Source organism: Actinoplanes sp. NPDC049265, assembly GCF_043197135.1.
GTDB lineage: Bacteria > Actinomycetota > Actinomycetes > Mycobacteriales > Micromonosporaceae > Actinoplanes.
The window spans coordinates 890,670-900,486 of sequence record NZ_JBICSP010000001.1; the positions used below are offsets into that span (position 1 = coordinate 890,670).

Consider the following 9,817-nt stretch of genomic DNA (forward strand, 5'->3'; position numbering starts at 1 on the left):
TTCGCTACCTGGCCCGGCGCCGAGGTGGCCGGGCGGCACCGGCTGCGGGACATCCTGTGCCGCCTCGGCCTGCCGTCGCGTCAGTCGTCCTCGTCGTCTTCCTTCTTCTTCTCCTGGCGTTCGAGCGCCAGGTCGAGGGCGAGCACGCTGCCGATGATCAGCAGGGCATCCTCGCCCGGCCTGATCTGGACCGCGTACGTGTCCCGGATGGTCAGCCAGCGCTTGGACACCGTGGCCACCTCCTCGCCGCCGCGCTCGATCACATACTCGTGGTCGAGGAGGTTGCCCTTCATCTCCAGGTCGTCGGGACCCGGCACGTCGATGGTGAACTTGTCCCGGAACGGGGTGAAGAGCTTCTTGCGGACCTCGGCCGCCTTCTCGCCGCCGATCCGGATCTCGTACGTCGGCCGCAACGCGACCAGGTGCCGGTGCACGGTGGCCAGTTCGTTCCCGGCCGGATCCTCGATCACCACCTTGTTGCGTACGCTCAGAACCTTGCCGTCGACACGGAAGACCTTGACACCGTTCTCGTCGAGAACATCGAAGTCGTCTCCGATCGAGAAGAACTTCTCCCTGATGACCAACATGGTCCGATTGTCCGCCACCCGCCGCGGTTGGGCACCCGGCGGCTCGACCCTGTACTGTCCCCGGTCGAGTTGTTGACCAAGACGCCGATCCCCTGGGGCCGCTTCGATGGGCAAAAAGGTACGCAAGTCGCCGGTTTGGGCAGTAGCACTGATCGTGCTCGGGGGACTGCTGACCGTGGTCGGCGGCGGCGGCGCGATTGCCAGCCAGGCGCTCGCCGCCCGCTATGCCGGCGCGGTGCAGACCCAGGACCTGTTCGGCGAGGGCGTCAGCGACGAGGAGGCCAAGAGCGACATCAAGGGCCCCCTGAACTTCCTGCTCGTCGGCATCGACCCGCGTAAGCCCGAGACGCCGCCGCTGGCCGACTCCATCATGGTCGTGCACATCCCGGCGACCCTCGACGCCGCGTACATCTTCTCCGTGCCTCGCGACACCTTCGTCGAGATCCCGGCGTTCGCCAAGTCCGGCACCGGCGCCCAGCGTGGCAAGATCAACGGCGCGATGTCGATCGGCAGCCACGTCAGCGGCCAGCCCCTGCCCAGCGCCGCCCAGGGTTTCGAACTGCTCAGCAAGACCGTCTCGCAGCTGACCGGCATCAAGAAGTTCGACGCCGGCGCGATCATCAACTTCGACGGCTTCAAGCGGGTCGTCGACGCGATGGGCGGCATCGACCTCTACGTCGACGAGCGCACCGAGTCGGAGCACCTGGCGCCGAGCGGCAAGGGCCGCCCGTACCGCCCCAAGTTCAAGGGCGACGAGCACCCCTACACCGGCCCGAAGAAGGTGTACGAGGTGGGCAACCACCACATGGTGGGCTGGGAGGCCCTGGACTTCGCCCGGCAGCGTTACGGCCTCAAGGGCACTGACTACGGCCGCCAGCGGCACCAGCAGCAGGTGATGAAGGCGATCGCCAAGAAGGCCGGCAGCAGCGACGTGGTCACCAACCCGGTCAAGCTGGACAAGGTGCTGACCGCGGCGGGCAAGTCGCTGACCTTCAACGGCCGCGGCAAGACGGTCCTCGACTACGCCTTGGCGATGAAGGGCCTGCGCCCTGACAACATCACCACGATCAAGCTTCAGGGCGGAGGCCTGATCGAGAACGGCCGGTATCTTGGCGAGAAGCTGATTCCCGCCACCGACGACCTCTTCGATGCGATCCGCACCGAGAAGATCGACGAATTCCTGCTCCTGCACCCGGAATTCCTCAACACCAACGCTGCTGCCAAGTGATGTCGGCCCGCCCCTAGTCACCATGTCGTCACCAGCAGGTGGTTGACCGTGATCGCGACAACCGCCTGCACGACGAGCCACCGCCGCCAGCTGCCGTCCGGGATGAGGACTGCACCGGCCGGCAGCCACACCGCGAACGGCAGCCAGATCCGCTCCACCTCCGCCTTGCTGTAGCCGGACAGATCGGCCGCCAGAATCGCCACCGCCGCGGCAACCGGGAGAAGCCACGCCGCGGTGTCCGGGACGAGCCGCGTCCCGGTGGCCGAGGGGAGCCGCGTCCCGGTGGCCGGGGAGAGCCGCGTCGCGGCGGCCACATCTTGATTTTCGGGACGCGGTGAAATCGCGGCCGCCAGTTGTGCAGCGCGCCGCCAGGTGGCGCCCGTGCCGCGACCGGTGGCGCCCTCGCCACGAGCCTGAGCGGCAACCCCGCGGTCGCCGGCCGAGGCCCGCTGCCATCGGCCGGCCAGGTGTGAGACAGCGCGACGGAGGATGACGGCCGAGGCCGGACCGGCGCTGACCGCGAAGATGATCGCCAGGTCGGCCGCGACCCAGTACGCATAGGGGCGCACCGACGCCACGCCCTGGTAGTAGCGCTCGATCAACAGGTGGTAGCCGGTGAACCAGTTGAAGCCGGCCACCGTGAAGGCGACCGCGACCGCGACCGCCCCGCCGACGGCCCACGCCACCTGCCGCAACCGGGCCCGACCCAGCCAGAGCACGGCCAGGGCGACCGGAGCCATCAACACCAGCCCGTACGACAGGTAGCAGCCGAAGCCCAGCAACACTCCCGCGCCGAGCAGCCGGACCGCGGACCCGCGCACGGCCCCGGACGCCAACAGCGCGACGCCGGTCGCCGTGACCCCGGCGAAGAGTCCGTCCGCCGACACCCCGATCCACACCGCCCCCGGGAAGAGCACCAGGAACGGAATGCTGGCCCGAGCGGCCTGATCGGTGCCCAGCCGGCGCACCGTCCGGGGTACGGCGACGGCGGTCAGCGCCCCGACCAGGATGCACAGCACCCCGGCCCAGCCGCCGCCGGCCAGCCCGACCCGGTCGAGTCCGACGAAGACCAGCAGGGCTCCCGGAGGATGCCCGGCGACATGGGTGGTCCACGAGCCGGGTTGGAAGTCGAGGATCCGGCCCGTGAACTCGCGCAGCATCATGCCGGCGTCGGTGACGCCGGGCACCTCGTGGAGGTACTCGTACTCGGTCGTCAGACGGCCGGACACACCACGCGACCAGCCGTCCACCAGCGCCAGGGACGTTGTCCAGGCCACGGCCGCCAGCCACGTCACGATCGACAGCTGCTGCCACGACAGCCGGGCCGCCAACCCGGGCCCGTAGGCACAGACCAGTACCGCGATCAGGACCGTGGGCACCGTGCCGGGACCGACGTGCGGCAGCCAACTCGCGAACAGTGGCGCCGCGCCAGCGTGCACCGGACGGCCGGCCAGCCACAGCACCACCCCCACGACGGCCGTGAGAGCGAACAGACCCAGGGCGACACCGGCGGCGACCACGTCGGCGCGACTCGGCCGTTGCCCGCGTCGTCCCGGCTTCACCTCGGCCGGTCTGCTGACGGTCATGCCCGAAGTGGCGCGTGGGCGAATTCGGCCACCCCCTCCGCAAGCCCGATAGTCGCGGAGAAGCCGAGTTCCCGGCGGGCCCGTGCCGGTGAGGCCACGATGTGCCGGACGTCGCCCAGCCGGAACTCGCCCGTCACCACCGGCGGCGGCCCGCCCGCGGCGCGGGACAACTCGGCCGCCATGGTGCCGATCGTCGCCGGCCGCCCCGACGCCACGTTGTAGGCGCGGAAGCCGGGCCGGGCGCTCCCGAGTGCGGCGACGTTGGCCGTCGCGACATCCCGCACGTGTACGAAGTCGCGACGCTGGGCGCCGTCCTCGAACACCCGTGGCGGACGCCCGCTCTCCAGCGCGGACCGGAAGATGGCGGCCACCCCGCTGTACGGTGTGTCCCGCGGCATGCCCGGCCCGTACACGTTGTGGTAGCGCAATGCCGCCACCGAACCGCCGGTCTGCCGGGCCCACGCCGCGCTCAGATGCTCCTGCGACACCTTCGTAGCCGCGTAGACGCTGCGCGGGTCGAGGGGCGCGTCCTCGTCGATCAGGTCCGGCGTCAGGGGGGTGTCGCAGCGTACGCACAGGTTGTCGAATCGCCCCGCGTCCAGGTCGGACCGGCTGCGCGCGGCGGCCCGGGCCTGACCGTGGACGGGGCAGCGGTAGACACCTTCGCCGTACACCACCATTGAACTGGCCAGCACCAGACGGCGTACCCCGGCGTGGGCCATCGCGGCGAGCAGCACCGCGGTGCCGAGGTCGTTGCAGCCGACGTACTCCGGCAGATCATCGAGGTCGACGCCGAGCCCGACCATCGCGGCCTGGTGCAGCACGGCATCCACACCGGTCAGCGCCTGGGCGACCTCCGCGCGGTCACGCACATCCAGCCGCCGCACCGCTACACCGTGGACGAACGCGGGCGGTGGCGTGCGATGGGCGGCCGGGTTGCCGGAGTCGGCGACGGTCACGTCGTGGCCGGCCGCGAGCAGCGCCGCGACCACGTGGGAACCGATGAAACCGGCGCCGCCGGTCACGAGGACGTGAGTCATGGCGATGAAGGTACGACCACTCCGGACCGAAATCCGGCCATGTCATCGCTCGGTAAGGATTCGTCATTTCGCCGTAAGGCCTTTCCGGCGCGACCGTCACTAACTTGGCCGCCATGAGCGATGTGGTGCTGCCCTGCCGGGACGAGGCTCTGGCCCTGCCCGGCCTCCTGACCCGGATGCCGCCTGGCTACCGGCCGATCGTGGTCGACAACGGCTCGACCGACGGCTCGGCCGACGTCGCCCGGGCGTTCGGAGCGCAGGTGATCGAGGTGGCTGAGCCCGGTTACGGCGCGGCGGTGCACGCGGGCGTTCTGGCGTCCGATCCCGATGACGGCGTGGTTTGCGTGATGGACGCGGACGGCTCGTTCGATCCCGCCCAGCTGCCCCGCGTCGCCGACCCGGTCCGTCGCGGCGACGCCCATCTGGTGACCGGCCGGCGGCGGCCGGTGACCAGCGGCGCGTGGCCGCTGCACGCCCGGCTCGCCAACGCGGCGCTGGCTGCCCGGTTGCGTCGCCGCGCCGGTCTGCCAGTGCACGATCTCGGTCCGATGCGGGCCGCCCGCCGAGCCGATCTGCTCGCTCTCGGGCTCCGCGACCGCCGGTTCGGCTATCCGCTGGAGCTTCTGATCACCGCCAGCCGGGCCGGTTGGCGCGTGCTCGAGGTCGACGTCGACTACCACCCGCGGGCCGCCGGCACGCACTCCAAGGTGACCGGCACGCTGCGCGGAACCGCCCGCGCGGTCCGCGACATGAGCGCGGTGCTGGCCCGATGAGCGGGCAGGTCCTGGTGCTGGCGAAAGCACCTGTCCCCGGCCGGGTGAAAACCCGTCTCTGTCCACCGTGTACGCCCGAACAGGCCGCCCGGCTGGCCGCGGCGGCACTGGCCGACACTCTGGACGTCGTGGCCGCGACGCCGGTCGGCTCGCGAGTGCTGGTGATCGACGGCGGTTATCCGGCACCGCCGGGCTGGAAGACACGCGACCAGCGTGGCGGCCCGCTCGGGGACCGGCTGGCCAATGCCTTCGCCGACGGCCCGGCGGTGCCGACCGTTCTGGTCGGGATGGACACCCCGCAGCTGACCACCGCGCACCTGGCCGAAGCGTTGAGGCCGGTGACCACACCGGACGGCCCGGACGCGGTGCTCGGGCTCGCGGAGGACGGTGGGTGGTGGGCGCTCGGGTTGCGGCGTCCGGCGGACGCGGAAGTACTACGCGACATCCCCACGTCCACGGCGGAAACCGGCGCGCGGACGCTGGCGGGGCTGCGAGGCCGAGGTCTGCGGGTGGCGCTGCTGCCGGTCCTGCGCGACGTCGACACGGTCGATGACGCGTACGCGGTGGCCGGCCGTTGCCCGCCCGAAAGCCGGTTCGCCCGGGCACTGGCGGCCGTCCGATGAGCGTCTTCGAAGCGGTGTTCCGGTGCGCCGAGCTGGCCGTTCCCGCCGCCTTCCTGGTGCACGGGCCGTCCGGCGAGATGACGCTCGATCCGGCCGTCTGGTGCCGCGACGACGTCCCGGGGGATGCGACGCTGATCGAGGCGTGCACCGGGCCGACGCTGGATGTGGGCTGCGGCCCCGGGCGGCTGACCGCGGCGCTGGCCGGCGCGGGGCGGGTCGCCCTCGGCATCGATCTCAGCGCGGCCGCCATCCGGTTGGCCCGCCGCCGAGGCGCCACGGTGCTGCGCCGGGACGTATTCGATCCGTTGCCCGGCACCGGCCGGTGGGAACACGTGCTGCTGGCCGACGGCAACATCGGCATCGGCGGTGATCCGCCTCGCCTGCTCGACCGGTGTCGCCGCCTCCTCACCCGCGACGGCCGCCTGCACCTCGAGCTCGCCCCGCCCGGCACGCCGACCTGGGCCGGGCCGGCCACCGCGACGTGGTCACGACCAGCGCCCGCGATGGCCGCCGGTCCGGGTGGTGCCCGGCGCGGCGCCGAAGTAGCCGCCCTCGCCTGGGCCTCGGTCGCCGCCGACGCGCTCGACGATCTCGCGGCGGTCAGCGCCATGCGGGTGCTGCGTACCTGGACGGAGGCGGGGCGATGGTTCGCCACCCTGACCCCGCGGTGATCGGCCGGCTGCGCGAGCGGCTCGCACGCTACTGGCTCACCCCGTTGCCGGCGCCGCCGGAGAAATGGCGGCGCGGCCCCTGGCGGCCGGGCGCCTTCCCGTCCGAGCGCAGGTCCTCCGGACTGACCAGCCGCCTCGGCCTGTGGCTCGGTCTCGCCTTCGCCATCTGCTTCGTCACCGGCCTGCTCAGCCATCTGATCCAGCATCCCCCCGGCTGGTTCTGGTGGCCGTCCCGCCCGGTCCGGCTCTATCAGGTGACCCAGGGGCTTCACGTCGCCTCCGGGCTCGCCGCGGCGCCCCTGCTCGTGGCGAAGCTGTGGGCGGTCTACCCACGGCTCTTCGCGTGGCCGCCCGCTCGCAGCGTGGCGCATGCGGCCGAGCGAGGCGGAGTGGCCCTGCTCGTAGCGGCGGCGTTGTTCCAGGTGGTGAGCGGTATCCTCAACATCGCCCACCGCTACGGCCCGATGCCGTTCTTCTTCACGACCGGGCACTACTGGGTCGGCTGGCTGGTCGCCGGTGCGCTCCTCATCCACGTCGGTGTGCAGCTGCCGGTGGTGCGCGCGGCGCTGCGGCGGGGAGCCCCCGTGTCACCGGACCGGCGCCGTCTGCTGGTCGGGGCCGGTGCCGCGGCCGGCCTGATCACGCTGGTCACCGTCGGGCAGACCGTGCGCCCGCTCGCCCCGATCGGCGTTCTGGCCCCCCGCCGGCCGGGCGACGGGCCGCAGGGCCTGCCGGTGAACAAGACCGCCGCCGCGGCCGGCGTGCTCGCGGTGGCGCGCGATCCGGGCTACCGCATGATCCTGGCCGGACCATTGGGGGAGCGGCGTCTCGACCTGGCCGCGCTGGCCGCGCTGCCGCAGCACACCGCGGTCCTGCCGATCGCGTGCGTGGAGGGGTGGAGCTCGACCGCGACCTGGAGCGGTGTCCGGCTCCGGGACCTCGTCGCGCTGGTCGGCGCCGATCCGGAGGGTACGGAGGTAGAGGTCGAGTCGTTGCAGGCCGGCGGCCGTTACCGCGTGTCGGTGGTGGCGCCGCCGCACGTCCGCGACCCGTTCACCCTGATCGCGCTCCGGCTGAACGGGGCGATCCTGCACGTCGACCACGGCTACCCGGCGCGCCTGATCGCTCCGAACCGGCCGGGCGTCCTGCAGACCAAGTGGGTCGGGCGGCTCACCGCGCGGGTGCCGGCATGAGCCGCCGCCTGCTGGTCCTGGCCGGGGCCGGCGTTGTGCTGTACGGCGCGCTCGGTCTGCTCACCGACCCGGATGTGCAGCTGGCCGGCGTGCTGATCTTTCTCGTAGCGGTCCTGGTGGCCCATGACGCCGTCTGGATGCCGCTCATGCTCGCCGCGATCGCCGCCGTGGGCCGAATCCGTAAGAATTCCGAAAGCACCGGCACCCGGGACGACGGTGCCTCCGATGAGTAGCGTTGCCGCCGTGGGACAGCTCGTTCTCGTGGTCGACGACGACCAGACGGTCAGCGACGTCGTGCGGCGCTACCTGGAGCAGGCCGGCTATGACGTCGTGCTCGCCGCCGACGGCGCCGACGGGCTGGTCGCGGTGGCCGCGCGCCGTCCCGATCTGGTCGTCCTCGACCTGATGATGCCTGGTATCGACGGCATCGAGGTGTGCCGGCGGCTCCGCAAGCAGCTGCCCGACCTGCCGGTGATCATGTTGACCGCCCTCGGTGACGAGGCCGACCGGGTGCTCGGGCTCGAGGTGGGCGCCGACGACTACGTGACCAAACCGTTCTCGCCGCGTGAGCTCGTCCTCCGCATCCGGTCGGTCCTGCGGCGTGTCGTCTGCGCCGAGCCGGCTCCCGAACCCACGACGCTCGCCGACGGCGCCCTCGTCATCGACACCGGCCGCCGGACGGCGACGCTCGACGGCGAGCCGCTCGCCCTCACGCTGCGCGAGTTCGACCTGCTCGCCTTCCTCATGGCCAACCCGGGGCGGGTCTGGACGCGGTCCGACCTGCTCGACAAGGTGTGGGGCTGGGGCGTCGGCGACCAGTCGACCGTCACCGTGCACGTGCGACGGCTGCGGGAAAAGGTCGAGCGCAACCCCAAGGCGCCCGCCCGCATCCTCACGGCCTGGGGTCGCGGCTACCGGTACGAGACAGGTGCCTCATGAGAGACATGTTGATCATCGGCATCGACGCTCTGCTGGCCGGGCTGATCGTCGGGGCGGCGGGCGTCGTCGTGCTGCGGATGCTGCGCGGGCGCTCGATCCTGGCGCACGTCATGCTGCTGCTCGCGATCACGGTTCTCGCGGTCGTGGCGGGCGTCGTGGTGGTCGCCTCGGCGATGTTCCTGTCCGGGCACGATCTGCAGGTCGTCCTGCTCACGGTGGCCACCACGGCCGTGGTCAGCCTCCTGGTGGGTGGGTTCTTCGGTCGCCGGCTGGCGGCGTCGGCGGTGTGGGCCGAAGCCGCCCGTGACCGCGAGCGACGGCTCGAGGCGGGGCGGCGCGAACTGGTCGCCTGGGTGTCCCACGATCTGCGGACGCCGCTGGCCGGCATGCGCGCGATGGCCGAGGCACTGGAGGACGGGGTGGTGTCCGACCCGGCCACTGCGGCCGACTACCACCGGCGCATCCGGGTCGAGACCGATCGGATGACCACGCTCGTCGACGACCTCTTCGAGTTGTCGCGCATCAACGCCGGCGCACTGCGGCTCTCACCCACGGCTGTGCCACTCGGCGAGCTGGTGTCCGACGCGATCGCCGGGGTCGCGCCGCTGGCCGAGAGCCGGCGGGTCACGGTACACGCGGCCGAATACGGGTGGCCGGTGATCCGGGCCAGCGAGCCGGAACTGGCCCGGGTGGTGCGCAACCTGCTGATGAACTCGGTTCGCTACACGCCCGCGGACGGCACCGTGCACATCGCCGCCGGCTACGAACGGGACGACATCTGGCTGGCCGTGTCCGACACCTGCGGTGGCATTCCCGCCGACGATCTCGGTCGGGTCTTCGACGTGGCCTTCCGGGGCGAGCGCGCCCGGACTCCCGACACGCAGGGTGTCGGTGGCGGGCTCGGCCTGGCCATCGTGCGCGGCTTGGTCGAGGCCCACGGCGGCCGCGTCGCCGTCCGCAACGTCATCGGTGGTTGCCGCTTCGAGGTCCGACTACCGGCGTAATCCTCCGATCACGCCGCCACGACGAGGGGAAACGTCGCATCGCCGCGCCAGCGGCGGAACGACGCGGCGTGTGCTGGGACGCGGCGTGTGCTGGGACGCGGCGTGTGCTGGGACGCGGCGTGTGCTGGGACGCGGCGTGTGCTGGGACGCGGCGTGTGCTGGGACGCGGCGTG

At 72.0% G+C, this 9,817-nt stretch carries 11 protein-coding genes; 8 read left to right on the forward strand and 3 right to left on the reverse strand.

The genetic code is table 11. From position 1 onward, the window contains the following. Positions 1-80: 80 nt before the first annotated feature. Entirely contained in the window at positions 81-587 is a 507-nt protein-coding gene (locus tag ACGFIO_RS04330) for an LURP-one-related/scramblase family protein (RefSeq protein ID WP_392821820.1), read from the reverse strand. A gap of 106 nt (positions 588-693) precedes the next feature. Between ACGFIO_RS04330 and ACGFIO_RS04335 the strand changes: the two genes are divergently transcribed. Next, the gene (locus ACGFIO_RS04335; RefSeq protein ID WP_392821823.1) at positions 694-1,815 is read left to right on the forward strand and encodes an LCP family protein; all 1,122 of its coding nucleotides are present in this window, start codon (positions 694-696) and stop codon (positions 1,813-1,815) included. Between the two features lie 17 nt (positions 1,816-1,832). Here the strand turns inward: ACGFIO_RS04335 and ACGFIO_RS04340 are convergent, their stop codons facing one another. Beyond that, complete coding sequence (locus ACGFIO_RS04340; protein WP_392821825.1) at positions 1,833-3,401, reverse strand: hypothetical protein; 1,569 nt, start codon at positions 3,399-3,401, stop codon at positions 1,833-1,835. Continuing rightward, a complete protein-coding gene (locus ACGFIO_RS04345) occupies positions 3,398-4,441 on the reverse strand; it encodes an NAD-dependent epimerase/dehydratase family protein (RefSeq protein WP_392821827.1) in 1,044 nt (347 codons plus the stop codon). The genes ACGFIO_RS04340 and ACGFIO_RS04345 overlap by 4 nt, the downstream gene beginning before the upstream one ends. A gap of 113 nt (positions 4,442-4,554) precedes the next feature. On the opposite strand from ACGFIO_RS04345, the gene ACGFIO_RS04350 reads away from it, so the two are divergent. The 7 genes from ACGFIO_RS04350 to ACGFIO_RS04380 are packed head-to-tail and all read left to right on the forward strand — an operon-like array spanning position 4,555 to position 9,644. Next, positions 4,555-5,214, forward strand: coding sequence for a glycosyltransferase family 2 protein (locus ACGFIO_RS04350; RefSeq protein ID WP_392821828.1), 660 nt, complete (start codon positions 4,555-4,557; stop codon positions 5,212-5,214). Then, positions 5,211-5,837 carry a DUF2064 domain-containing protein gene (locus ACGFIO_RS04355; protein ID WP_392821830.1) on the forward strand — a complete coding sequence of 209 codons (627 nt, stop codon included), beginning with the start codon at positions 5,211-5,213 and terminating at the stop codon, positions 5,835-5,837. The genes ACGFIO_RS04350 and ACGFIO_RS04355 overlap by 4 nt, the downstream gene beginning before the upstream one ends. Further along, positions 5,834-6,508: a methyltransferase domain-containing protein gene (locus ACGFIO_RS04360; RefSeq protein WP_392821833.1), complete on the forward strand. Its 675-nt coding sequence runs from the start codon at positions 5,834-5,836 to the stop codon at positions 6,506-6,508. The genes ACGFIO_RS04355 and ACGFIO_RS04360 overlap by 4 nt, the downstream gene beginning before the upstream one ends. Next, complete coding sequence (locus ACGFIO_RS04365) at positions 6,481-7,701, forward strand: molybdopterin-dependent oxidoreductase (protein ID WP_392821835.1); 1,221 nt, start codon at positions 6,481-6,483, stop codon at positions 7,699-7,701. Before ACGFIO_RS04360 ends, ACGFIO_RS04365 begins: the two co-directional genes overlap by 28 nt. Continuing rightward, a complete protein-coding gene (locus ACGFIO_RS04370) occupies positions 7,698-7,934 on the forward strand; it encodes a hypothetical protein (RefSeq protein ID WP_392821837.1) in 237 nt (78 codons plus the stop codon). The genes ACGFIO_RS04365 and ACGFIO_RS04370 overlap by 4 nt, the downstream gene beginning before the upstream one ends. Continuing rightward, a complete protein-coding gene (locus ACGFIO_RS04375; RefSeq protein ID WP_392821840.1) occupies positions 7,927-8,640 on the forward strand; it encodes a response regulator transcription factor in 714 nt (237 codons plus the stop codon). Before ACGFIO_RS04370 ends, ACGFIO_RS04375 begins: the two co-directional genes overlap by 8 nt. Beyond that, on the forward strand, positions 8,637-9,644 hold the full coding sequence (locus ACGFIO_RS04380; protein WP_392821842.1) for a sensor histidine kinase: 1,008 nt from the start codon (positions 8,637-8,639) through the stop codon (positions 9,642-9,644). The genes ACGFIO_RS04375 and ACGFIO_RS04380 overlap by 4 nt, the downstream gene beginning before the upstream one ends. Positions 9,645-9,817: the final 173 nt, after the last annotated feature.

Excerpts from the sequence above, each read along its gene's own strand:
- ACGFIO_RS04330 (WP_392821820.1), bottom strand. The coding sequence starts at position 587 with ATGTTGGTCATCAGGGAGAAGTTCTTCTCGATCGGAGACGACTTCGAT.
- ACGFIO_RS04335 (WP_392821823.1), top strand. The coding sequence starts at position 694 with ATGGGCAAAAAGGTACGCAAGTCGCCGGTTTGGGCAGTAGCACTGATC.
- ACGFIO_RS04340 (WP_392821825.1), bottom strand. The coding sequence starts at position 3,401 with ATGACCGTCAGCAGACCGGCCGAGGTGAAGCCGGGACGACGCGGGCAA.
- ACGFIO_RS04345 (WP_392821827.1), bottom strand. The coding sequence starts at position 4,441 with ATGACTCACGTCCTCGTGACCGGCGGCGCCGGTTTCATCGGTTCCCAC.
- ACGFIO_RS04350 (WP_392821828.1), top strand. The coding sequence starts at position 4,555 with ATGAGCGATGTGGTGCTGCCCTGCCGGGACGAGGCTCTGGCCCTGCCC.
- ACGFIO_RS04355 (WP_392821830.1), top strand. The coding sequence starts at position 5,211 with ATGAGCGGGCAGGTCCTGGTGCTGGCGAAAGCACCTGTCCCCGGCCGG.
- ACGFIO_RS04360 (WP_392821833.1), top strand. The coding sequence starts at position 5,834 with ATGAGCGTCTTCGAAGCGGTGTTCCGGTGCGCCGAGCTGGCCGTTCCC.
- ACGFIO_RS04365 (WP_392821835.1), top strand. The coding sequence starts at position 6,481 with ATGGTTCGCCACCCTGACCCCGCGGTGATCGGCCGGCTGCGCGAGCGG.
- ACGFIO_RS04370 (WP_392821837.1), top strand. The coding sequence starts at position 7,698 with ATGAGCCGCCGCCTGCTGGTCCTGGCCGGGGCCGGCGTTGTGCTGTAC.
- ACGFIO_RS04375 (WP_392821840.1), top strand. The coding sequence starts at position 7,927 with ATGAGTAGCGTTGCCGCCGTGGGACAGCTCGTTCTCGTGGTCGACGAC.
- ACGFIO_RS04380 (WP_392821842.1), top strand. The coding sequence starts at position 8,637 with ATGAGAGACATGTTGATCATCGGCATCGACGCTCTGCTGGCCGGGCTG.